The following is a 24699-nucleotide window of genomic DNA, read 5'->3' on the forward strand; positions in this document are numbered from 1 at the left end:
GCTTTATCGCATACGGGGAACGATTTTAGCAGTTTAGCGTTCGTCGCGCGTGAAAATGCTAACCACTTCCACATGGTAGGTCTGAGGAAAGAGGTCGACGGGCGTTGCGCGGGCCAGACGGTAGCCCGCCTGCTCGAACAAGGCCACGTCGCGCGCCCAGGTTTGCGGGTCGCAGCTGACGTAGGCCACGCGCGCGGGCGCCGCGGCGGCGATGGAGTCCACCACCCCGGCGGCCAGCCCCGCTCGGGGCGGATCCACCACCAGCGCGTCCAGCTCGCCCAGCTCGGGCAGCTCGCGCGCCGCGTCTCCCCCCACCACCTCGATATCCACGCCCGCCCGCTCGGCGTTGCGGCGCAGATCGCGCACCGAGCTTCCGGCCGATTCCACGGCCACCACATCGGCACCGGCCAGGGCCAGCGGCACCGAGAACGTGCCGCCGCCGGCGTACAGGTCGGCCACGTAGGCGCCCGCCGACAGGCTCAGCCCCTCCCGCACGAGCTCCACCAGCTTCTCGGCCTGGGCGGTGTTCACCTGGAAAAACGACGGGGCGCTGGTGAGGAAGCGGCAGCCGGCCAGCTCCTCTTCCCAGCAGCCCTTGCCGGCCAGCGCCTCCACCTTCTTCACCTTGCGGGCGCGCCCCGGCTCGGCCACCACGCGCACGAGCGAGGTGCTCTTGCAGGCGCTTCCCAGCATCTTGGCGGCCGCGGCGCGCGGGAAGGGGCCGGGAGCGGTCCACAGGGCCACCTCCACGTCCTTCGTGCGCAGGCTGCCGCGCACCCCCACGCGGAAGATGCCCAGATCATCAGCACCGGCTAAAAAGCGCAGAGCACCGCGCAGGGCCTTGGGCGAGCGTTCGATCAGGCGGTTGGCCAGAGGGCACGCGTCCAGCGGCACCACCTGCGAGCCGCCCTCGGGGCGCATACCCAGCACCAGACGCCCGGCCGCATCGGCACCGCAGGCCAGCTCCAGCTTGTTGCGGTAGCCCCATTCCCGCTTCGAGGGAACGCAGGACGCCACCACGGCCTCGGCGCGCTCGCCGTCCAGATGCCCCACCCGCACCAGCGCGTTCACCACGTTCGCGCGCTTGGCGGCCAGCTGCGCGTCGTAGGACAGGTGCGCCCAGGGGCAGCCCCCGCAGCCGGCGGTGCAGGGAGAATCCACGCGCACCGGGGAGGGCTCCACCACCCGCGCCACCGTGCCCCGGGCGAATCGGGGCTTCTCCTCACGCAGGGTCACTTCCACCACGTCGCCGGGGGCGGCGCCTTCCACGAACACGGTCTTGCCGTCGGGCAGCCGGCCCACCCCCGCCGATCCGTAGCTCATGCGGTCGATCTGCACGGTATCGGTCATGGAAGGCTCCTTGGTCGCAAAGGGCGCGCCGGGCGGCGCGAGACGAAAAAGGGCGAACCCGAAAGTTCGCCCTGGCAATTCATGGTGCCCTCGACAGGATTCGAACCTGCGGCACCTTGCTCCGGAGGCAAGTGCTCTATCCCCTGAGCTACGAGGGCGGCTCATGGTACCCCGCATCGGGGCGCAGGCTATTATAGTGCAAATATCCCCGTCGCGCGGCAAAACCTCAAAATACCCCATGGGCGGCGCGGGCGCAGCCGCACAGCCGCGCGCGGAAGCTGCCGCGAGACTGGGCGCAGCCGTGCCTAGTGGCCGAGCACCACCGTCAGGGCATGCGGAATGCAGTCGATGGCGAAGTGCGTGCCGGTAATTTTCTCGCCGTCGATCTGGGCCGGCGGTTCCTGGTCGAAATCCAGCGTCAGGGCGCGCGATCGCTGGAAGTGAATGTGCTTGTTGCCCGTATGGCGGCCGAAGCGCGCTGCCAACAACACCGCCAGGGCGCGCCGCGGGGCCAGCTCGGGCACGGCCCAGCACACGTCGAACAGACCATCATCCAGCGCGGCATCGGGCGTAATGCGGAAATGGCCGCCATAGGTGGGGCCGATCTGCACAGCCAGCAGATAGGCCGCCGCCTCCACCGTGCGAACATCGGGCTCCGCGTTGGGTACGCCTTCGAAGCGAGCCGTGAAATCATAGATGTTCAAATGGTGGAACAGCTGGTCCACAGCGCTTTCCAGATACAGTCGCGTGCCGGCGCGGCCTGTGCGCACGCGTCGCTCAACGGTATCCAGCGCGATAGCCGCGTCCAAACCGAACGAGAGGGTTTCCACGAAATAGTGTCCGTTCACCCGCCCCACGTCGGCCGGCCCCGTGCGGAAGGCGAGAATCTGGTCGATGGCCGCCGGCAGCGACGAAGCCATGCCCAGGGTGGCCGCGTAATCGTTGCCCGAACCCGCGGGGATAACGCCCAAAACCGGGCGCTCGTCGGCGTCGCGCTCCATCAGGCCGCAAGCCACCTCGTTGATCAGCCCGTCGCCGCCCAAAGCCACCACGGCGCCCACCTCGGGACCCAGCTGGGCGGCCAGCGCGGTTGCGTGACCCGCGCGCTCGGTCAGCAGCAGTTTGAAACCGCCCTCCCCCACCTTGGCGCGCAGCAGGCTGGCGGCTTCCACGGCCGTCCAGGCCCCGCGGCCGTTCTGGGCGGCGGGGTTCGCGATGATCGCGATTGTTCCGCAACGGGTGGCCATGGCCGCGCCTTTCTAATATTGCATCCCCGCAGGCTCCACGACGCCCTGATCGTCGGCCGTGCACGCCGGCGAAACGTCTGGGCCCGCATCCAGGAACTTCTTGCGGGTGACGAAGTTGAACACCATCACGATGGCCGTGGCCACGATCTTGGTGATAAGGTAGCTGATGCCGAGCAGCGACGTGCCCACCCACATGAGCCCGTCGTTAATGCCCAGGCCGATGGCCGACAACACCACGAAGATGAGGAACTCGCGCCGGCGCGACAGCCCCTCTTTGTGCGTGAACACGTAGCGCATGGAGGCGAAGTAGTTGAACACCACCGACACGATGAACGAGATGGTGGCGCTGATGAGATACTCCACACCGGCAAGCTCGGTAAGGGCCACCATCAGGCCGTAGTCGATGACGAAGGCGATAACGCCCACGACGCCGAATTTCATAAATTGCTGGATGAGGTACTTCATGGTTCCTTCCGCTATCGAACTGGGCACTTGTCGCACGCCGTACCCATCTATTCTGGGCCGCGGGCACCCGTTGCGCAAGGCGCGTTGTCAAGTTGATAAAAAATTTCCCGATCGATCCCTTGCAATGACCTGGCAGGTCTGGCATACTATGACAGCTGTTTTTCACGTCCCCATAGTCTAGAGGTCAGGACGCGGCCCTTTCAAGGCTGAGACACGGGTTCGATTCCCGTTGGGGGCACCATCGCATGCAAAGGGGCGAGCTTTCGGGCTCGCCCCTTTTTCGTTGTCCTTATCACCCGCGCGCCGCGCGCCGCAAATGGGGCCTAGCGGTCTCGGTCGGCCTCCATCACCCTGTACACGCTCATCTCCCACTGGCGGCGGTGGCTGCGGGCCACGGTGTCCAGGATGAGGCCCGCCGTGAGCGAGAGCGCCGCGCACAGCACGAGCGCCACGGCCAGCACCGCCGAGGGCAGGCGCGCCACCAGGCCCGTGTCCAGGTACTCGGCCACCACCGGCACCCCGGCGAGGAGCCCCAGGGCCGCCAGCACCAGGGCCAGCCACCCGAAGAAGGCCATGGGTCGGTAGTCGCGGAACAGGCTCGCGATGGCCGCGAGCACGAGCATGCCGTCGCCCACCGTGGACAGCTTCGACACGCTGCCCTCGGGCCGGTCGCGGTAGTCCACCGGCACGTCGGCCACCCGCCAGCGCCGGTCCACCGCCCAGATGGATATCTCGGTCTCCACCTGGAAGCCGCCGCTCATGACGGGCATGGTCTTCACGAAGGCGCGGGAGAAGGCGCGGTAGCCGGTCATCACGTCGTCGAAGGAGTAGCCGTAGATCAGCCGGATGAGCCAGCGCACCAGGTCGTTGCCGAAGCCGTGGAAGGGGCGGTCGTTCTCCTTGCCGTAGGAGCCGTTGGAGAGCCGGTCGCCCACGGTCATGTCGGCCTCGTCGGCGGCGATGGGCGCCACCAGGTCGCCGGCCGCCCCGGCCGGGTAGGTGTCGTCGCCGTCCACCATGAGGTAGTACTCGGCGTCGATGTCGCGGAACATGGAGCGCACCGTGTTGCCCTTGCCCTGGCGGGACTCCCGGCGCACCACCGCCCCGGCGGCGGCCGCCAGCTCGGCGGTGCCGTCGGTGGAGTTGTTGTCGTAGACGTACACCGCGGCCTCGGGCAGGGCCTCGCGGAAGTCGCGCACCACCTTGGCGATGGTGGGCGCCTCGTTGTAGCACGGGATGAGCACCGCCACCCCCTCGCCGCGCCGGGCGGCCTCCACGGCGGCCGCGGTGGCCTCAGGGTTCGATGCGGTTGCGATGTCAGCCATGGGAAACGTTCCTCCATAGGTTCGTCGATTAGAAGCATCATCGTAACCCAAAGCCCTCCGTTAGGCCACAGGTTTCAAGGTAAAACCAACGCCCGCAAACCCTCAGCGGGGAAATACGCTATGATGGGGCCCATGAATGTAGCTAACACCCACCGCGTCGACTCCTCGTCGGCGCCTTCCACCCTCGCTGCCGGGGAAACCGCGCTGGCAGCCCCGGCGCCCGCCGAGCTGGCCGCTCCCGACGCCCTCGAAGCCGCGGCCACGTCGCTGGCCGCCGCCACCGATGCGGGCGACCCGGTCATCCTCGTGGTGCATGCCTCAGTGGGCAGCGGACACCGCAGCGCCGCCTACGCCATTGCCGAGGCCTTCGGCAACCTGCGCGACGAGGCGCGCGCCACCGGTGACGACTCCTCGCCCACCGCCCGGGCCCGCACCGAGGTGCTCGACATCCTCGACTTCGGACGCATCGTGTTCGACGGCGACGCCACCGCATCCATGTTCACGGGCTGGACGCGCCCCTTCTACGATCTCACCTGGCGCTACACCCTCACAGGGCGCCTGCTGTGGGGCGGCGGCACCATCTGGGCGCGCATCATGTACCCGCGCTTCGTGGAGTTCGTGCGCCGCGTGCGACCGGCCGCCATCGTATGCACCCACATCACCGCGGCAAACGTGGCCGTCAGCGCCCGCATGCTCACCGACCAGCCCTTCCCCATCCTGTGCGTGCCCACCGACTACGAGGCCGAGGGGCTGTGGCCGCATCTGCACACCGATCTGTTCTGCGTGGCCAACGAGGCCATGGCCGAGACGCTGCGCCCGCGCCGCGTACCCGAGGACCGCATCCTCATCACCGGCATTCCCGCCAGCCCCGCTTTCTCGCGCGACTACGACAAAAACGAGGCCCGCGCCCGGTTCGGGCTGCCCGACAACCGCTTGGTGGTGCTGGCCCTGGCCGGCGCGAAGCTGCCGCGGCCCTACGTGCACTTCCGCGAGGCGCTGGACGAGCTTCTGCCCTTCATGCACACGTTGCCGAACATGCAGCTGGTCATCGTCACCGGCGCCGACCAAGAGTACGAGGCTCGCGTGCGCCGCGAGGTGGCCGACTACGGCCTGGACAACGTGACGGTGCTGGGATACGTGAACACCATGGCCGAGCTGATGGAGGCCGCCGACGTGGTCATCTGCAAGCCCGGCGGCCTCACGGTGACCGAGTGCCTGTGCGCCCGGGCGCCCATGATCCTGCTGGGCCGCGCCTACGGCCAGGAAAAGGCCAACGTGCGCATGCTCACCGGCGCCGGTGCCGCCATGGCGGCCACCACCCCCCGCGAGCTGCTGGACACGCTGCGCCACATCAGCGGGCACCCGGCCTCGGCCGACGCCATGCTCATCAACGCGTCGCTTCTGCGCCGGCCCCGTGCCGCCATGGACATCGCCCGGGCCACCTTCCGGCTCATCGCGAAGGAGCCCGTGCGCGACGCCAAGCTGCGCGCGCGGCACTTCCTGCACTTCTACTGGGGGCGTAAACCCGCCCACACCCGCTAACCGCCCGGGCACGCCGCGCCGCGTCGCGCCCTTCCACCGACCATCCTAGAGAGGAACCCCATGACCACCTTCGCCGATCTCGGCCTGTCCGATTCCGTCCTTGCCGCTGTCCACGCGCTCGGCTACACCGAGCCCACGCCCGTGCAGGAGCAGTCCATTCCGCTGGCCCTGGCCGGCCGCGACATGATCGCCGCCGCCAAGACCGGCACCGGCAAGACCGCCGCGTTCTCGCTGCCCTCGCTCGACCGCCTGCAGCGCGCCGACCGCAAGAAGAGCCCCACCATGCTGGTGATCACCCCCACCCGCGAGCTGGCCATGCAGATTCAGGAAGTGAGCGAGGTTATCGCAAAGGCCCGCGGCCTGCGCGTGGCCAACGTGGTGGGCGGCGTGAAGATCGAGCCCCAGATGAAGGTTCTGGCCCGGGGCGTGGACGTGCTCATCGCCACGCCGGGGCGCCTCATCGACCTTATGAACCAGAAGGCCGTCGATCTGTCCGATGTGCAGATCCTGGTGCTGGACGAGGCCGACCGCATGCTGGATATGGGCTTTCTACCCAGCGTGCGCCGCATCGTGGAGGCCACGCCGGCCACGCGCCAGACCCTGCTGTTCTCGGCCACCATCGACAAGGGCGTGCTCGATCAAGTGGACGCCATGCTGAACGATCCGGCCATCGTGCAGATCGCCGCCAAGGGCGAGACGGCCGACACCGTGGAGCAGTACATCGCGCGCGTGCCCCATACCCTGAAGCCCGATCTGCTGGCCGCCCTGTTGAAGGAGCGCGGCGCCAAGCGCGTCATCGTGTTCGCTCGCACGCGCCATCGCGCCGACGCCGCCTGCCGCAAGCTGAAGCGCGCCGGCTACCACGCCGAGGCCATCCATTCCGACCGCTCCCAGAACCAGCGCAAGCGCGCCCTGGACAACTTCGCCGCCGGCACCACCGACATCCTAGTGGCCACCGACGTGCTCGCCCGCGGCATCGACGTGGACGAGGTATCCTACGTGGTGAATTACGACGTGCCCACCCAGGCCGAAGACTACGTGCACCGCATCGGCCGCACGGGCCGCGCCGGCGCCGAGGGCTTCGCCGTCACCTTCGTCAGCCCCGAGAACAAAGACGAGCTGGCGGCCATCGAGAAGCTCATCCGCCGTCCCATTCCCGAGATGGAGGTGGCCGGCTTCAACCTGGAGGAGGCCGCCGAGGCCGCTGCGGCCCGGGCCACCCGCGCGAACGCCAAGCACGATCCCGAGCTGGCAGCCGCCGCCCGCGAGCAGTCCAAGAAGGAAAAGCGCCGCGCCAAGGAGAAGGAGCGGGCCGAGACCGAGGCCGCCGAGGCGCGCCAGCGCAACACCCGCAAGAAGCCGAGCAGCCGAAGCGCCGCGCCCAAGCCCGCAGGTCGCGCCCAAACACGCGCCGGCAAGAACGCCCAGGCCGGCAAGGCCTCGAGCGGCAATAACCGCAAGGGCGCCGCGAGTGCTGCGGGCCGCAAAGGTCCCGACCTGCGCCCCGGTCGCGCCCACCGCGCTGCCGTGGCCGCCAAGCGCGGCGGCAAGCGTCGCGGCTAGCCCCCGTCTCTCACCTGCTCATTTCCATCCGCTTGCCGTACTCCACGCAGACCGGCGACGCGTTCGTGTATCGTACAATCGTTACACAGGGAAGGGAACTGAACGCATGAGAATCGCTGTTGCGTGCGACGGCCTTGAGGTCGCCCCTCTGACGAGCCGCTGCGAGAGCTTCACGTGCTACTCGACGAACAACGGCATCATCGCCAGCTGCTGCAACGTGCCCAACATGGGCGTCACCGTGCAGGAGAGCATCGATATCCTCAAGAAGATCGACGTTGATGTGCTCATAGCGCGCTCGTTCGGCGATGAGCTGATGCGCGCGCTGGAGGCGGCCGATATCGAGTGCGTTACCCAGGACCAAGACGTTCCCCGCGCCGCCGCCGACGCCTACCTGCACACTACCCTCATGGGCGAGTCGGGTCTGACCGGCGCCTATGCCACCGCCGAGCCCTTGGACGAGCTGGACGACGCCTTCGCTCGCATCGAGTACAAGCTGGTCGCCAAAACCGCCTAGCCGCCCGTTTGCAGGAATCCGCCCGCTGTCGGCTTGGCGCCACCAACGCGCCTCCTGTCTCAGGAGCGGATGCAACTTCGGCAAACAGGCCAAGCGGCCACCTCGCTCCTCGTTTTCAGGGTTCGTTCCGCCCCCGATTCGCCATCAGTCCCACGCCGCAAGCGCGCAATCACTCTTTTGGCCGCCGAATCGCCATCAGCCCCCCCCCACGTCGTCAAGACAACAATCATTCTTTTGGCCAAAAATCAAAGGATGTATATGCAGATTTCACTCCTATCGGCCTGTTTTGGCCAAAAAAGCCAAGATTTATAAGCACTTGGGGCCAATCGGCTGCCCTGTTTTTAGAAATCTACCAGTTTGTGACCGCAAAAAGCCACAATTCCCATGCACCGTGTTGCACAGAGCATAGACATCGTGTATTTCTTGACCAAAACTCACCCAAATCAATTAAGGGATGACGCGATTTCCTGTTTTTCACGTTTCACGCACCAACGACACCCCATCGCAGACCGATCTACAAAAACCGCCTCGATTTCCAGATTTTCACACTTGAAGCCGCTCGTGCTCGATAATTGTGCGCGTTTCCCCAGGTCGCGAAGTTCAAACTGCACGCACAAGGCGCAGTATTGGTGAAAAAAAGGAAATCGAGGCAGAAAATGGAGGGGAGCGGTGACACCTATGTCGCCGCCATGCCGTCGGGCCCGCTCGGAGCGTCCCCCTATGCCGCCTCGCTTGCAAAACTCTGTTGACACTGGTATAAAACTGGCTGAGTTGCGCATTGTTGCGCGCAGGAGAGAAGTTGTGCCACGAGCCGCCAAAGCCCTCCGGCACCAAAGCGGCCCCGCTGGGCCGACCGAAGAAGGAGAACGATCATGAGGAAGAGCCCTTGGTGCTCCCTCGGGCGCATCGCCCTGGCGGGCGCGCTGGCTGCGGGAATGCTGTTCCCGGCCGGCACCGCTTTGGCCGAGGCGCAAGGAACCGAGTACCCCCCCCCCAGAGCATAAATAGCGACCCCGCCGCCGACTCTCCAGGCGACGAAACCTCTTCCTTCTCCCCCGAAACCATAAGTGATACCGCGGCTTCTTCTGACGAGGCCGATTCTTTTGATGAACAGAACAGAGATGTTTCTACTTCACCACAAGACCAAGCAGCAGAAGATCAAATCAACAGCGCCTCTTCGGGCAACGCGGCTACCTTGAGCGCAGACCCCGTGCACAACGATGTTGACGATTGTGAGCCAGCTACTGCTCCCTCGCCCTATGAAATGCGGCCTTTATATTCGACACTTACAGGAGGCATTGCCCTTTACGCCCTGAGCAACACCTACGGCACAGCGAACAGCGCAAGTTTTGTCAACAAGCTAGGCGGCGATGCAAATGTCAACGACTTTACCTTTATGGGAAGGTACCAATTCAATATCTGCGGTAACACAAATATTCGAGGTAAGCATGATTCAGCGTGGGGAACGCCCATCCAGACCGATGTGACAGCTGAAAATTCAACCGGATACACCTTATCGGCTCCCGCAGGATGTGATTACAACAACAGAACCTGGCACAATAACTCAAGTTCATCCGTTCTCTCTCAACGGTCCTCTTCCTCAAGCATTTACAAGGCGTTTCTCGTAATTGCAACGACGGTTAAAGAAGAAAGGTGCACTGCAAGAAGCACGAATCCACTTTCAACTTACGGCGTGTGCCTGAAAGGACCGAAAGGAGCCATAAACCGTTATTACCCCTCCACTGTATACCATGATGGCAGCGCTCGTAATTCTTGCGTTTTTGATGTGACCAGCTTCGTGCAAACCCAAGGCTATGGCACCTATACGGGAATTAACATCCCATATACACTTAAAGGAGCCACTTACGCCGATGATTATGATACGGATCTCTTCGGATCTTGGAAACTGATTGTAGTAGAAACGGTACCCACGCTCCCGATTCGCATGCTCCGACTCAAATTGGGGGGTACGCGTATTAACGACAACGCGCCTGCAAGCGTCGTCGTCTCTGGTCCTGGCCTCCTTGTTTCGCCAAATCCAACCGGAGAAAACCTCGTCTCCATGGACGGAAGCGATCCGGGAGACAGCAGTCAAAGCCTTCGATACTCAACCGACCTCGCATCTTCCGCGGTCAATCTTTATTCCAGTGATCGACCCGCAAATACATTCTTCAGCTTCCGGGTAGATATAAACGGATCATGGGTCAACCAAACCCCTCGTTATACTTATTCGAAAGTTCCTCTTTACGGATCAAACAGGAGTTTTCCAACCTGCAATACCGATCTAGCAATCATGAGCGTCAACAACAGATCGAATAGCGGCTCAATGAAATTGCAGGGCGGGGAAAACACTGTGACACTATTCGCAAGCACAAATAACAATCCTACCATTCTCACAGCCTTGGGACTCGCAATCGATGTAGTCATGCCAAAGTTTGACACTACCATCACGGTTTCCGACCTGGACAAGAACTGGTCGACCAGCGACCCCGGGTACATGGGATCACGCGATATGGCGCAGCCGGGCGACAAGTTGCGTGCCACCATGATAAGCACGAACGTCTCCGATCAGCAGTATCTGGGCCTACAGGGCGGAACCGTGGTCCTCACGCTGCCGGCCTTCGCCTCCATCGACCGCAATTCCGTCGTAGCCCGATTCCGCGGAGCCGACGGCAAAGTCACTAATCTCACGAGTATATCCGTCTCGGGCAATACACTCACCTGTTCTACCGCCAGCGCCGTGCAAGTGCGCAAAGGCGGCTACTTCGAGGTCGTGTGCGAAGGAACCGCCGCCGGTGGCAACTCCTTCCAAACGTACACCAATTCATCAACGCTGTCAGGCACCTTCGTCGATTCGTCGGGCACCACACGCACCGGCTATTACATTGACGGCATCGGCGTTGCTTCCACCAACAGCACGGCTGATGGGACCAAGTACGATCTGCTGGTGTCCAGTTCGGGGCCGGGGTCGATCGGGATCACCAACACCGCGGCGGCGCTGCCGGCAAGCGGTCCCTATACTGCCGCGGCCAGCTTGTACGGCACGGCCACCGGATATGCGGCGTGGCGGCCGAACGCGGGTGCGCACGTAGCCTTCGTTATGATAGACGGCCAAGTGCGCTGCGACCTGGAGGGCGCCGACCGGGTGAGCGTTCCCATGGCCGGTGCCTCCCACCAGGTGCACGTAGCTTTCGCCGAGGGCGACGCACCCGAGAAGGGAGACGCCCCCTACACGGTGACTACCGAGGGCGATGCGGGCCTGATCGACCTCACCCCCACCACCGGCGACCTGGCCGCCGGCGCATCCCACGAGGTTACCTGGGACGTGGCACCCGGCTACGCGCTGGCCGAGATCAAAGTGGACGGCGTGCCCGTGCCCATCCGAGGCACCGACAAGGTGATTTTCGACAAGCTGGCCGGCAACCACAGCGTCACCGTGCGCACCACGGCCAGCCCCGCCGACCGCCTGGCCGTGCGCACCGCCATCATCGGCCCGGGCACCATCACCCCCGCCTCCACGGTAACACCGGGGCAGAATTACCCGGTCAGTTGGTCAGGCACCGTGTCGGAGGCCATTCTGAACTACGTGAAGGTGAACGGCGTCACCGTGTTCGACAAGAACAAGGACACGCCCACCCAGGCCCAGACGCGTCCCACCTCCACCGCCGGCCTGCCAAAGGACGTGGCGGCGCTGTTCTCGAACATCCAAGAGGACGTGTCCATCGAGGTGTGCTACATCGACCCGAACCGTACGACCACCACGCCCAGCCCCTACACCGTGCGAACGCAGCTGATGGGCGGCGCCGGCTCGGCAACGCCCACCCTCACCGTAACCCCCGGCGGCACGGCCAAATTGTCGTGGAAACCGGCCGAGGGCTGGGAGGTGGGCGGCGTCACGGTCATCCGCGGCGACTCGCGCACCGAGTACGCGCCTGACGACGCGGAACTGACCGTAGGAGGCCTGGGCATCGATCTTTCCAACGTACAGAGCGATTGCCTGGTGCAGGTAACGCTGAAGCGCGGCCAGATAGACATCGTGACCGAGGCACCGGCGGGCGGCCAGATCACCCCGTCGCTACTGGATGTGGAGCCCGGCAGCGACCAAACGGTGGCGTGGTCGGCGCCGCCGGGCAAGCACATCGTCTCGGTGATCGTGGACGGCGTGGTGCGCGACGACCTCATTGACGCTGGCAAGATCACCTTCGAGAACGTGGACGCGGGTCACACGGTAACCGTGGTGGTGGCCGACGACGGCGATCCCACCGACCCGGACGGCCCCGACGGCCCGCTGCCTCCCGATCCGGACGGTCCCGACGACCCGCGCACCCCTGAGGACGGCGACCTGTTCCGCGTGACCGTCACCTGCTCGGGAGCGGGCAGCGCAGGGCCCTCGGCCTTGGTGGAGGCCGGCGGCTCGCACACGGTAACCTGGACCGGCGAGAACGGTGTGGCACCGGTGGCCGTGTACGTAGACGGCTGCCTGCGGCCCAGTCTGGCAGCCGCGGGCAGCATAGCCTTTACCGGCCTGGCCGCCCATCACCGCGTGCACGTGGTGTTCCCCGCCAATCCCGACGACCCCGACAACCCGCCCGACCCCGACAACCCGGACGCCGACCGCTTCACCGTGATCACGCACCTGACGGGTGGCGCGGGAACCATTGCCGGCAGCGCCTCCTACGCCCCTGGCGCCAATGCGCACGTTCCGTGGACCGTGGGCGATGGCTGGCGCGTGAAGGCCGTCACTGTGGACGGCCAGTGGCGACCCGAGCTGACGGGCGCGGCGCAGGTGGACTTCCCCGCCATCGATGCGAACCACGAGGTGGTGGTGGAGCTGGAGGAAGACCTGTGGCGCGTGGACGTGACCTATTCCGGCTGCGGCACCGCCGGCCAGTCGGCCACGGTGCGCGCCGGCGCATCCCATCAGGTAACCTGGAGCCCCCAGGCAGGACTGTCGGTGCTGCGTGTGCTGGTTGACGGCACAGAGCGAGCCGATCTGCTGGCGGCAGGTGCCGTGGACTTCGCGAACATCCGCGACAACCACACGGTGCACGTGGAATTCCAGCAAGACCCGCCCGACGACGCCCAGTGGAAGCGCGTTGACATCAACCTCATCGGCGGCCCGGGCGAGGTATCGGGCTCGGGGCGTGTGCCTGTGGGCGATGACCACGAGGTGCAGTGGAAGCCGGCAGCCGGATGGCAGGTGGCCAGCGTGATCGTGGACGGTCAGGAACGACCCGACCTGCTGGGAGCGGGCACCCTGGCGTTCACCAACGTGCAAGAAGACCACAGCGTGGTGGTGCGCCTGGCACCCGCGCCGTTGGGCAACGGGCTGTCGGTGACGACGCGTCTGACCGGCGGGGGCGCCGGCGCGACCATCACGCCCTCGGAGGACAACCTGGCGCCGGGCGCGAACCGCACGGTATCATGGACATCGCCGGCCGGCTGGCGCGTGCAGTCGGTGACCGTGGACGGCATCGCCCGCGACGACCTGCTGCTGGCCGGATCGGTGTCCTTCCCGACCATGACCGCCAGCCACACGGTGGAGGTGGCGCTCACCCAGGAGCCGCGCCAGGACAAGGGCCTCTACCGCATCGATGTGACGTGTGACGGCGCGGGCGTGGCCGACGGCACCGCCCTAGTGACGGCCGGTGCCAACCACCTGGTCACCTGGCACGGCATAAACGGAGCGCGGCCCGTGCGCATCACCGTGGACGGTGTGGAGCGGCCCGATCTGCTGGACGCAGGGGCACTCCCCTTCGCGAGCGTGTTTGCCGATCACACGGTGCACGTGGAATTCGACGCCCCCGAGGATGCAACGCTGTGCGAGGTGCGCACGAGCATCACGGGAGGGGCCGGCTCCATTACCGGCAGCTGCCGCGTGCCGGCCGGCACCGATGCCGTGGTGGAATGGGCAGTCGCCCCCGGCTACCGCGTGAAGGCCGTCACGGTGGACGGTGTGGCCCAGGATACTTCCCTCGCCCGCTGGGGCTTCTCGGCTGTAGCCGGCGACCACGAGGTGGCCGTGGAGCTGGAGATGGATCTGTGGCGCGTAGACGTTACCTGGGAGGGCCAGGGCAGCGCCGGCCCCTCGGCGCTGGTGGTGCCCGGCGCCGATCATCGGATGGAATGGGCGCCCGATGCCGGCCGCACCGTGCTGTCGGTGACCGTCGACGGCGAAGACCGCCCCGACTTGATGGACGCGGGCTTCCTGGACCTGGCCGGCATCGACCGCGACCATCAGGTACACATCGTGTTCGACCGCGATCCTTCCGTGGATGCCTGGCACCACGTGAACGTGCGGTTGGAAGGCGGCCCGGGCACATCGTCCGGTTCGGGCGAGGTGCCCGAGGGCGCCGACCGCGCCGTGGCATGGGAACCGGCCGCAGGTTACCGCGTGAAGGCCGTCACCGTGGACGGAGAGGAGCGACCCGACCTGCTGGGCGCCGACGGCACCTCCTTCGCCGACATTCACGGCGACCACGAGGTGCTCGTAGAGTTGGAGCCCGACTTCGCCACGCCGCCCGAGCCCAGCGAGCCCACCCCGCCCGACACCGGCGACCCCGACGACCCGAACGACGGCTCCGGAAACAACGGCAACGGTGGGTCGGGCGACGGAAACGGCTCGCACGGCCCCGACTCCCCCGGCACCGGCGCCAGCGAGGCCGGCGACCCCCACGGCGGTGCAGGCAACCGCGGCAGCGGCTTCGCCACCGCCCTGATGCACCTGGCCCAAACGGGCGACCCGGTGGCGCTGCTGGCCTTGGGCGCAGCTGCTTTGGGCTTCGGCAGCGGCGCGTTCCTCTTGGCCGGCCGCCGTCGCCGCCGCTAGCACGGCCCGCGTCGTACGCGCCGCCGCGATCATCTCACCCGCAGCGGCGCGCTTCTCCAACACGGCGCGCCATCCCAACATCCAGAACTGCAGCACGGTTGCCGCGCACAAAAAAGGGACCCTCGCGGGTCCCTTTCATTCACGATCGAATGCCGGTTAGGCGACGGCCTTCTTGGCGATCTCCACCAGGGCGGCGAAAGCCGGGGCGTCGTTCACGGCCATGTCGGCGAGCACCTTGCGGTCCAGGGTGACGCCGGCCTTCTTCAGGCCGTTCATGAACACCGAGTAGGACAGGCCGTTGATGCGGGCCGCGGCGTTGATGCGGGTGATCCACAGGCGGCGGATCTCACGCTTCTTGTTGCGGCGGTCGCGGTACATGTACTGCAGCGAGTGCTGCACCTGCTCCTTCGCGGCACGGTAGGAACGGGATTTCGCGCCATAGTAGCCCTTCGCGCGATTGAGGACGGTACGACGCTTCTTACGGGCATGGACGGAACGCTTTACACGAGGCATATCTTAATCACTCCTAAGAAAACAGGGAAACGTGCGGAACTAGCGAAGGCCGAGCTGGCGCTTGACAACCTTGGCATCGGCCTCGGCGAGCTCGGTCTCGTGACGGAAGTTACGCTTACGCTTCTGGCTCTTCTTGGTCATGATGTGGCTCTTGTAGGCCTTGGCGCGCATGAGCTTGCCGGAACCGGTCACGCGGACGCGCTTGGCGGTGCCGCGGTGGGTCTTCATCTTGGGCATTAGTTGTCCTTTCCTTCGTCGGTCTTAGCTTCCTTTTTCTTCTTCGCCGTTGCAGGCAGAGGAGCGATGAGCATGTGCATGTTGCGGCCCTCCATCTTCGGCTGGTTCTCGATGACGGCCACGTCCTTCAGGTCGTCGGCCAGCCGCTCCAGAATGGAAAGACCCTGCTCGGGATGAGCCATCTCGCGACCACGGAACATGATGGTGATCTTCACCTTGTTGCCGCCGTCCAAAAAGCGCAGCACGTGCTTCTTCTTGGTGGTGTAGTCCCCCACATCGATTTTCGGGCGGAACTTCATTTCCTTGATCTCGATCTTGTTCTGGTTCTTGCGCGCCTGCTTGGCCTTGATGGCCTGGTCGTACTTGAACTTCCCGTAGTCCATGATGCGGCATACGGGCGGGTCGGCATTCGGGGCGATCTCCACCAGGTCGAGATCCATGTCGTCGGCGATTCGCTGGGCCTGGGCCGTGGGGTACACGCCCATCTGGTTCCCGTCGAAGTCGATCAGACGGCATTCGCGCGTGGTGATCTCGTCGTTGAGCCGGGGCTCTTGAGCAGCTATCGCGCTCACCTCCTTTTCGTGTTCTCACACATAAAAACCCGCCGGGCCTTGCGGGCACGCGGCGGGTTCCGTTCGCAATAAGCATATCTGCGGAAGACCCATCAGCAGCCCGAAGGCGCCGAACCAGGTGGAGGGCCATGCCCTCGCTTGATTAACAGCCTGTTTATGATAAACCTTTTTTCCGGCCGAGGCAAGAAGAATTTCGCATTTCGTCCAAGGAAGCCAGCGAGGCTCCGACAGGTGCCTGTCGGAGCCTCAGCGTCGGCCAGTCCGTTCAGCCCGTCAGGGCGAACGGAGCTTAAGCGTTGATGTACACGAAGATGGTGCGTACGGTGTCGGCTAGGTTGCCCGAGGCATTCGCCATGGAGTAATCGTAGGACAGCACCGCCGACCAGGTGTGCTCGACGCCCTCCACATCCACGGTGCCGTTGAAGGAGCAGTACTCCTTGGTGCGCGTCTTGCCGTCGGTATCGAAGGTGGTGTAGGCGGCGGAGTCCTCCGGCAGCGCCACGGCGTCTTCGGGCACCGACAGGCCCGCCTCGGCCAGAGTCTTCTGGATGATGTCCTCGTTGTTCACCGCATCGGCGAAGGACAGCGAGCCGTAGCCCAGCGCCGTAGTGGAGGCGGAATAGCCCGCCTGGATGACGCGACCCTCCTCGTTCAGGCCCAAATACACCGTGGGCGTGCCCGTGCGGCTGTCGGCCGGCTCGGCGGTCAGCGCCACGCGTGCCTCGCTCTTGATGGGGTTGCCCTCCTCGTTCACCTCGCGGGTGCTGGACACCTGGGCGCCGTGCTGCAGCTTCTCCACAGCCTCGTCCTGGGTGAGGTTCAGCAGACCCACCAGGTTGGGCACCGTGGTGGTCTTGGCCGTCTCGGTGGAGGCGTCGTTGGCCTCCTCCTGCTGGATGGCCTCCTGCTCCTGCTCGGTGCTCTGGGCCTGCTGCACGCCGGTGGAATTGCCCGCCTCGAACAGCTGCACGCCGAAGTAGGCTACCGCGGCCAGGAGCAGCACCAACACGATGATGACCACGATGAGGATGCGGCGCATGCGGCGCGACTTGCGCATGTACTCGGGAACGGCCGGCTTGCCGTCGCCGTCGGTAGCCGCATGGGCGTGACGACCATGACGCGGGCCCTCGCCTTTCGCCTTGGAGGCCGGCTTGGTAGTGGCGGCGTGGGTGATGGTGGGCAGCGGAGCGGGAGCCGCCTCGTCGTCGGGCAGGGGACGGCCGGCGTAGAAGTCTTCGAAAGCGGCCTCGTTGCCGAAGGACTCGCCGGCAGCCAGGCCCTCGTCGTCCACCGGCTCGCCGCCCAGATCCACTTCCTCGAACGTGCCCTCGGGACCGGCGACGATGCGCTCCTCCTCCACCGACCCGGCACCGCCCATCGGGGGCATCGCCGTGGTGAAGCCGTCGGAGGCAATGGGATGGAAGGCCTCCGTCAGGCCCATGGCGTTGCCGTCGGCATCGGCTTCCGGGCGCCGGTTCTGTCCGTTTGTGCTTTTCTTCACCATGTTCTTTCCTTCTACGTTTGGGCTGCGGGTAAAAGAATGGGAGGCGTTCTATCGTGCGAAAAGGTACCAGAGAATGAAGGCGGCCACGCCGAGCAGCGCCACGATGATGACCGCCTTCTGGGCCGTGGGCATCTTCGCTCCCTCGATGTCGTCAAGGGTGGTCTCGCGGTAGCCGTCGTCGGGCGCGGGCGCGCTCGGACGCCGGGATGCGGGCGCGGGCCCGTCCTGCTCGGCCGCGCCATCGTCGGGCGCGGCGTCCTCCTCGGCCGGCGCGTCATCATCGGCCAGGGCGGCAACATCCTCTTCAACGACGACCTCGTCGTCATCGGCAGGCGCATCGACGATGCCCGCCTGGATGACCACGTCGTCATCGGTATCGGCGTTCACCGTGATATGCGAGAAGCCCGTGCTGTCGGCCATGAGCTGCATCCTTTCCGTTCGAAAGACAGATTATAGCGGAACACCCTCTTGGCTGAGTAGGTCGATCACCGTAAGTCCACCGCCAGCGGCCTCGATGATCTCCCGATTCCCGAACACGCAGGTGCAGCCGGACCGCGCGATGGCATCCACGGCCTCGCCCAGGGCGCGCACGGCATCCACCTGGGCGCCCACCACCTCGTCGCGCACCCGGGCGCGGTCGGCGATACCGTAGCCGGCGAAGTACATGCCGTCCTGGCGACGCAACAACGCGCGGGCCTTCTCGGGGGCGTCCATGGAGGCTGCCGCCGACACCACGTAGCCGTCCATCTCGGCCTCGGTGGGATTAAACGCGCCGGCCAGCCACGAGCCGGCCTCCTGGAAGCGGGCCACGGTCTCGTCGATGCGCGGGTCGCGGTAGGAGTAGAAGCGGCTGGAACCGCCGCGCATAGTCTGGAAGCCCGTGCCGTAGGCCCCGCCCTTCACGCGCACCTCGCCCCACAGGTAGTCGTAGGACAGAATGCGCGCGGCCAGAAGCCATACGCCGCTGTAGCCCAGACCCAGAAGGCGGCGATCCCAACCGCAGGCGGTGTAGGTAACGTCGGTGGGCACCACGAAGGCCTCGCGACGGCACACCGGCGCCGGCACCGTCAGCGCCACGGGCGCGGCAGCGCGGGGCATCGGCGCGGCGGCCGCGCGGAAACGCTCCAGGTCGTCGTCGCTGCCGGCGAACGACAGCGTGCAGTTGGCATCGGCGAACAGACGACCGGCCACCTCGGCCAGCTTGGCGCTGAGCGTTGCGGCGCGCTCGTCGAAGTGATCGAGGGTATCCTTCAGGAAGCGGTAGAAGTCGACGCCGCCCAGCGCCTCGCGCACCACGCCGGCCGGCAGGTAGTACGATGCCGCGCGGCCCATGGCGGCGGTATGCCCGTTGGCCGCGAAGGACTGCTCCATGGCGATGCGCCACTGGGCCAGGATATCGCGAATGCGGGCGGTGTCGGAGAAGTCGGTCTCGGTCAGCACCTCGGACGAGAGCGACCCCATCCAAGCCGCGTTCTCGGAAAGTGCCGAGCAGCCGACCACCAGCACGGGGCGCACCTGATCGCGGTCGCTCACATTCTCGTGCACCTCGCAGGCGAATCCCAGATTGCCCAGATGCGCCTGGGACAAGGTGTCTATCTCGGCGGCAGTGTGGCGGGCGGTGTCCAGCTTGCCCAGCACATTGGCCAGCACCGTGGCGTAGGGCAGCTCCTCGAAGGAGAGGCAGTCCAGGTCGAAGTAACGGTAGGCGTAGGCGATACCGTGGGTGGGAATGCGGTGGCGCACCAAGGTCACGCCGTCCAGCTCGTCCTCCTCCCACGGCTCCTCAGCCGGGGCCGGCCCGATGTCGGCACGGGTCAGACTCGGCAGCGCCGCCACAGCCTGCGGGTCGTCGGGGGCCTCCTGGGCCGCGCGCAGGGCGGCCACGTCGGCCTCGATGGCAGCCGCCTCGTCCGGAGCGAGCGCCCGGGCGCGTTCGCGGGCAGCCTCCTCGGCGCGCTCGTCGGCGCCGGCATCGCCGGGCGCCACCTCCACGCGGGCCCAGTGGTCGCTCTCGCAGAACAGCTCGCGCAGCAGCGCCTCGAAGTAGCCCTCGTCCACCTTGGCGGCAAGCGCTGCGAACACGTCGTTGAAGCGCAGGTAGGCCGTGGGGTCCTCGTCGCTATACAGCCAGCCGGCCATGGCCGACATGGCCAGCACCACCCCGTCAGGGTAGCCGAAGTTCCGCTCGCGCATCACGAACTCGGCGTGGGACAGCGCCGCGCGCACCAGCTCGCGGTCCAGCGCGCCGTCGGCCAGGCGGCGCGCTTCGGCGCGCACCACGTCCTGCAGGCGCTCGGCCGCCCCGGGGCGCGCCCCGCGCAGCGATATCACGGCGAAGGGCTGGGCCACCGCATCGGCCACATAGCCCATGGCATCGTCGGCGATGGCCGCATCCAGCAGAGCCCGCTTCAGGGGCGCCTCGTTGGACCCCATCACGGCATCCAGCAAGATGTCGGCAGCCACCACGCGCTCGCGGTCGGCGGCAGCGCCGATCACGGCCCCCAGGGCGGCGCAGGCGTTCTCGGGCGCCGTATCCATGGCCACCGTCACGGGTGCGGGGGTCACGGGCGCCTGCTGCCCCAGCGGATTCACCTGCAGAGGCCCGCGATCGGCGGCCGCCAGAGGCGCCAGGTAGCCCTCGTCGATGAAGCCGAGGAACCGATCCAGGTCGAGGTTCCCGTACAGAATGATGTAGCTGTTGTCGGGCCGGTAGTGGCGACGATGGTTGTCGAGGAAGCCCTCGTAGGTCAGCGCAGGGATGGCAGCCGGCGTGCCGCCCGACTCGAAGCGGTAGGTGGTATCGGGAAACAGCGCCGCCGACAGGGCATCGTACAGCACCGAATCGGGTTCCGACAGCGCCCCCTTCATCTCGTTGTACACCACGCCGTTGTACACCAGGGCACGCGTATCGCCCTCCCCTTCCAGCTCCCAGTGCCAGCCCTCCTGCTGGAAGATGGCCGGCCGCGTGTAGATGTTGGGGTGGAACACCGCGTCCAGGTACACGTCCATGAGGTTCAGAAGGTCGCGCTCGTTGGTGGACGCCACCGGGTACATGGTCTTGTCGGGGAAGGTCATGGCGTTCAGGAAGGTCTGCATGGAGGTCTTCAGCAGGTTGACGAAGGGCTCCTTCACGGGAAACTTCTCCGAGCCGCACAGCACCGAGTGCTCCAGAATGTGGAACACGCCGGTGTCGTCGGCGGCCGGTGTCTTGAAGGTGACGGAGAACGCCTTGTTGGCATCGTCGTTCTCCAGGTACATGAGCCGCGCGCCCGAGGCGGTGTGGGTCATCAGGTGCGCCCGCCCCTCTATCTCGGGCAAGGGCTCGGTGCGCTGCCAAGCGAACCCGTGGGCCGCGGCGGTATCTGCGATGGTCGTCATATCGCTCCTTCTCGCGAAATCTTTTCCCGTATTCTACCCGTAGCGCGCACGCCTTCCTGCAACCTTCATGGGGACGTTATTATTTCTCCGCGACGAGGAACAATTTCGCTATAATCGGCCACAGAAATACAACGCGATCCCGAGACGAGATACGGAGCGATCCATGCTTGAACTGAAGAACCTGGTGTTCGAAGTGCCGGCCGAGGGCGGCGGCACGAAGCGCATCATCGACGATTTGTCTCTGACCATCCCCGACGACCGCTTCACGGTTATCACCGGCCCCAACGGCGGCGGCAAGTCAACCCTGGCCAAGCTGATCATGGGCATCGAGGAGCCCACGAGCGGCACCATCCTGTTCAACGGCCAGGACATCACACATAGGTCCATCACCGAGCGCGCCAAGCTGGGCATCGGCTACGGCTTCCAGCAGCCCGCGCGCTTCCGCGGCATGAAGGTGAAGAAGCTCTTGGACATCGCCGCTGGCAAAAAGCTGCCCATGCTCGCCTGCAACGAGTACCTGTCGAAGGTGGGCCTGTGCTCGGCGAGCTACCTCACCCGCGAGGTGGACAAGTCGCTGTCGGGCGGCGAGGTGAAGCGCATCGAGATCGCCACCATCCTGGCCCGCGACCCGCAGCTGGCCATCTACGACGAGCCCGAGGCCGGCATCGATTTGTGGAGCTTCGATCGGCTCACCGAGACCTTCCGCGACATCCACGAGGCCCGCGACGGCCGCTCCATCGTCATCATCTCGCACCAGGAGCGCATCATCTCGCTGGCCGACGAGATCGTGCTTCTGCAGGCCGGGCGCGTGGCCGCCACCGGCACGCCGGCCGAGCTGATGCCTCAACTGGGATTCGCGGCCCGCAGCCTGGACGACCACGGCTGCCCGCTGTCGGTTCCCACCGAGCTGCACCTCACCGAGATCCCCACCACCTGCTAGACCGCCGAACCCTGCCAGCGACCGAGTACCTGCGTAGAGGGAGCGGCGGGTGTTCCGACCGAGCGAGTTCCGCAGCGACTGGAACAGGACTAAACGTCCTGTTCCGACCAAGCGAGGACTGTCTGAGCGAATCGGAATACCCGGCGATCCCGACCCCGAGGAGTCGCTACCATGAGCTAAGGAGACCACCATGGCTGTAGACCTTTCCCCCATCGACGAGAACCTGCTCGCCGAGATCGCCAACATGCACGGCATGCCGAAGGGCGCCTTCAACGTGCGCAAGGACGGCGAGCTCGTGGAGCGCCACTCGTCGGCCTATATCGGCATCGAGACCAAGACCGACAATCCCGGCATCGACATCCGCATCGCGCCGGGCACCAAGGGCGAGACGGTGTACATCCCCGTCATCGTCACGAAGAGCGGCCTGAAAGACGTGGTGTACAACACCTTCTACGTCGGCGAGGACTGCGATGTGACCATCATCGCCGGCTGCGGCATCCACAACGATTCCCACGACGCCTCCGAGCACGACGGCATCCACAGCTTCTACCTGGGCCGGAACAGCCGCGTGCGCTACGTGGAAAAGCACTACGGCGAAGGCGAGGGAACCGGCGAGCGCATCCTGAATCCCACCACCAACGTGTATATGGAGGAAGGCGCCTCCTGCGAGATGGAGATGGTGCAGCTGCGCGGCGTGACGAGCACCGTGCGCGACACCAACGCCGAGCTGGGCGTGAACGCGAAGCTGGTGCTCACCGAGAAGCTGCTCACCCACGGCAACCAAGTGGCCACCTCCAACATGAAGGTGGAGCTGAAAGGCGAGGGCTCCTCGGTGCAGGTGATCTCGCGCTCGGTAGCCCAGGACGACTCGGTACAGGTGTTCAACCCACTTGTCATCGGCGAGTGCGCCTGCCGCGGGCACGTGCAGTGCGACGCCATCATCATGGGCAACGCCAAAGTGAAGGCCATCCCCGGCATCGAGGCGGCCAGCGAGGACGCGATGCTCGTGCACGAGGCCGCCATCGGCAAGATCGCCGGCGACCAGATCGTAAAGCTCATGACGCTGGGACTGACCGAGGAAGAGGCCGAGGCCGAGATCCTGGACGACTTCCTCAGCTAGCCTTTCGGCCCATGGCGGCGCCGCGGCAATGCGCGCCAACGAGAAGGACCCGCGAGCTCATCGGCTCGCGGGTCCTTTCTTCTTGCTTTCCTTACGGCCTCGGGCGAAGCGCGTGACCGCTACTCCTCGTCTTCCGACGAGTTGTCGCCGTCGGAATCGCCGCTGGAATCATCAGAGGAATCCGAGCCGGAATCGCCGTTACCGCTATCGCTGCCGGAGTCGCCGCTGCCGTCGGCCTCGGAGCTGCCGGACTCGTCAGTGCCGTCGGAGGCGGCCTGGTCGTCGGCAGCCGCGTCGCCGCCCTCATCGGTCAGAGCGCTGCCGTCGCCAATCACCTGCAGGCCGTCCAGGGCCACACTCGCCCCCAGCCACTTGCGCTCGATCACGTCGATGGTGCCGTTGCTGACCAGGTTGGCCAGGGCATCGCCGGCCGCCTGCTGCAGGTCGGCGTTCTCGGCCGATACCGCCATGCAATAGCCGCTCGGCTTCATCAGCATGGCCACCACCGACACATCCAGCCCCTGACCGTGGGCGGCGTACAGGCCGATGATGGCATCGGCCGCCACGTACTGCACCGTACCGGCCTGCAGCGCGGCGAAGGCGTCGCTCAGGCTGTTCGTGGAGGTGAGGGCATCCTGGCCGAACTCGTTGGACACGGCCCAGGCGCTCTTGGAGGACACCTGCGCCGCAAAGGTGGCGCCGGAATCGGGCGCGGGAACACCCGCGTCGGGGCTCAGGGCGAACAGCGCGATGCCCGTGGGCAGGTACGACGGAGACGTCCAGTAGTCGGCCTCGGCGTTGGCAGCGTCGATGCCCATGACCACGTCCACCTTGCCCTCGGCAATGGCGGCGGCCGCGTCGCTGCCCACGTCCACGATGGACACCTTCAGGCCCAGACTGTCGGCCATGGCGGCGGCGATGTCCACGTCGATGCCGATGATCTTGCCGCTGCCCATGCCCGCCAGCGGAGGATTCTCGGTGTTCACGCCCACGCGCAGCGTGCCCTCCTCGCCGATGACGGGGGGCGCCACGGTGGCCTCCTTCAGCGGGGGCTGGTAGTTGTTCGAGCCGTTGCACCCGCACAGCATAAGCCCCATGCAGGCGAGGGCCGCCGCGGCGACCATGACGAGTATGCGTCTTCTCACTTCGTCCTCCGTCTAAACGTTTTCAAACACGCTTCTTCCGACTGACCTAGTCTTTGACCCCACACTCGCGCACCGGGGCTTTCGCTTGCGCTACCGGCCCTCTCGTCCGTCGCAGGCTCTGGCTGCGAAATGGGTGCGGACGGTGCGTCTTACCTCTAGGATACGCCATGCTCACGGCGGGACGGGCCCGCGCGCTTACGTGGATCCTTTCGACCGCATCTGCCTTGGACTTGGAAGCGTCGGGGCGCCTCCGCAACTACAGACTCGAAAGAAGCACCGATAAGTGTAGCAGATCGGGCCCTCTTCCAAGAAAAGCCCAGAGAACCTATGGCTGACAAACGTCTTTCAAACGGCTGACGGACGGCTCCCGGGCGGTGCAGGCGCGGCTGCGGCGCGGCTGGAGGGCGACCGGAAGGCGGCGGAATCCCGACGGGGGCGCGACAAGGGCGCGGTCG

17 protein-coding genes and 2 tRNA genes are annotated in these 24699 nt (G+C 65.9%); 7 read left to right on the top strand and 12 right to left on the bottom strand.

The features are described 5' to 3' along the window. Positions 1-33: 33 nt before the first annotated feature. The 4 genes from rlmD to VIN30_RS03345 all read right to left on the bottom strand — a co-directional run bounded on the left by rlmD (position 34) and on the right by VIN30_RS03345 (position 3062). A complete protein-coding gene (gene rlmD / locus VIN30_RS03330) occupies positions 34-1350 on the bottom strand; it encodes a 23S rRNA (uracil(1939)-C(5))-methyltransferase RlmD (RefSeq protein ID WP_338209274.1) in 1317 nt (438 codons plus the stop codon). Positions 1351-1432: 82 nt separating this feature from the next. Further along, a tRNA-Arg gene (locus VIN30_RS03335) sits at positions 1433-1508 on the bottom strand. A 147-nt stretch (positions 1509-1655) separates the two neighbouring features. After that, positions 1656-2597 (bottom strand): diacylglycerol/lipid kinase family protein, encoded by a 942-nt coding sequence (locus VIN30_RS03340; protein ID WP_338209275.1) that lies wholly within the window; start codon positions 2595-2597, stop codon positions 1656-1658. Positions 2598-2609: 12 nt separating this feature from the next. Next, entirely contained in the window at positions 2610-3062 is a 453-nt protein-coding gene (locus VIN30_RS03345) for a GtrA family protein (RefSeq protein ID WP_326423708.1), read from the bottom strand. A 166-nt stretch (positions 3063-3228) separates the two neighbouring features. Here VIN30_RS03345 and VIN30_RS03350 point away from each other — a divergent pair. Then, positions 3229-3303: transfer RNA gene (locus tag VIN30_RS03350), tRNA-Glu, on the top strand. 82 nt (positions 3304-3385) lie between these two features. Here the strand turns inward: VIN30_RS03350 and VIN30_RS03355 are convergent. Further along, positions 3386-4387, bottom strand: coding sequence for a glycosyltransferase family 2 protein (locus tag VIN30_RS03355; protein WP_338209278.1), 1002 nt, complete (start codon positions 4385-4387; stop codon positions 3386-3388). Between the two features lie 132 nt (positions 4388-4519). Here VIN30_RS03355 and VIN30_RS03360 point away from each other — a divergent pair, with 132 nt between their 5' ends. The 4 genes from VIN30_RS03360 (at position 4520) to VIN30_RS03375 (ending at position 14835) form a co-directional block, all read left to right on the top strand. Further along, on the top strand, positions 4520-5929 hold the full coding sequence (locus VIN30_RS03360; protein WP_338209280.1) for a glycosyltransferase: 1410 nt from the start codon (positions 4520-4522) through the stop codon (positions 5927-5929). Positions 5930-5989: 60 nt separating this feature from the next. Then, entirely contained in the window at positions 5990-7492 is a 1503-nt protein-coding gene (locus tag VIN30_RS03365; protein WP_338209282.1) for a DEAD/DEAH box helicase, read from the top strand. Between the two features lie 106 nt (positions 7493-7598). Then, a complete protein-coding gene (locus VIN30_RS03370) occupies positions 7599-8006 on the top strand; it encodes a NifB/NifX family molybdenum-iron cluster-binding protein (RefSeq protein ID WP_326423714.1) in 408 nt (135 codons plus the stop codon). A 2425-nt stretch (positions 8007-10431) separates the two neighbouring features. Beyond that, positions 10432-14835 carry a hypothetical protein gene (locus VIN30_RS03375; protein ID WP_338209285.1) on the top strand — a complete coding sequence of 1468 codons (4404 nt, stop codon included), beginning with the start codon at positions 10432-10434 and terminating at the stop codon, positions 14833-14835. 156 nt (positions 14836-14991) lie between these two features. Here the strand turns inward: VIN30_RS03375 and rplT are convergent, their stop codons facing one another. From rplT to VIN30_RS03405, 6 genes are all read right to left on the bottom strand, one after another. Next, positions 14992-15348 (bottom strand): 50S ribosomal protein L20, encoded by a 357-nt coding sequence (rplT, locus tag VIN30_RS03380; RefSeq protein WP_326423719.1) that lies wholly within the window; start codon positions 15346-15348, stop codon positions 14992-14994. A 39-nt stretch (positions 15349-15387) separates the two neighbouring features. Next, positions 15388-15585, bottom strand: a complete 198-nt coding sequence (rpmI, locus tag VIN30_RS03385) for a 50S ribosomal protein L35 (protein ID WP_326423721.1) — start codon at positions 15583-15585, stop codon at positions 15388-15390. Next, positions 15585-16157, bottom strand: coding sequence for a translation initiation factor IF-3 (infC, locus tag VIN30_RS03390; RefSeq protein ID WP_326423722.1), 573 nt, complete (start codon positions 16155-16157; stop codon positions 15585-15587). Before infC ends, rpmI begins: the two co-directional genes overlap by 1 nt. A gap of 289 nt (positions 16158-16446) precedes the next feature. Then, on the bottom strand, positions 16447-17661 hold the full coding sequence (locus VIN30_RS03395) for a histone-lysine N-methyltransferase (protein WP_338209288.1): 1215 nt from the start codon (positions 17659-17661) through the stop codon (positions 16447-16449). A 48-nt stretch (positions 17662-17709) separates the two neighbouring features. Then, positions 17710-18081: an SURF2 Surfeit locus protein 2 gene (locus VIN30_RS03400; RefSeq protein WP_338209290.1), complete on the bottom strand. Its 372-nt coding sequence runs from the start codon at positions 18079-18081 to the stop codon at positions 17710-17712. A 30-nt stretch (positions 18082-18111) separates the two neighbouring features. Next, on the bottom strand, positions 18112-21039 hold the full coding sequence (locus tag VIN30_RS03405) for an insulinase family protein (RefSeq protein WP_338209292.1): 2928 nt from the start codon (positions 21037-21039) through the stop codon (positions 18112-18114). A gap of 163 nt (positions 21040-21202) precedes the next feature. On the opposite strand from VIN30_RS03405, the gene VIN30_RS03410 reads away from it, so the two are divergent. Both VIN30_RS03410 and VIN30_RS03415 read left to right on the top strand, forming a co-directional pair. Next, complete coding sequence (locus VIN30_RS03410) at positions 21203-21979, top strand: ABC transporter ATP-binding protein (protein WP_338209294.1); 777 nt, start codon at positions 21203-21205, stop codon at positions 21977-21979. 190 nt (positions 21980-22169) lie between these two features. Further along, the gene (locus VIN30_RS03415; RefSeq protein ID WP_338209296.1) at positions 22170-23099 is read left to right on the top strand and encodes a SufB/SufD family protein; all 930 of its coding nucleotides are present in this window, start codon (positions 22170-22172) and stop codon (positions 23097-23099) included. Between the two features lie 119 nt (positions 23100-23218). Here VIN30_RS03415 and VIN30_RS03420 read toward each other — a convergent pair whose 3' ends face one another. Next, the gene (locus VIN30_RS03420) at positions 23219-24244 is read right to left on the bottom strand and encodes a substrate-binding periplasmic protein (RefSeq protein WP_338209298.1); all 1026 of its coding nucleotides are present in this window, start codon (positions 24242-24244) and stop codon (positions 23219-23221) included. Between the last annotated feature and the right edge of the window lie 455 nt (positions 24245-24699).

The sequence above is a fragment of the Adlercreutzia wanghongyangiae genome (assembly GCF_035989245.1).
Taxonomy (GTDB): domain Bacteria; phylum Actinomycetota; class Coriobacteriia; order Coriobacteriales; family Eggerthellaceae; genus Adlercreutzia; species Adlercreutzia wanghongyangiae.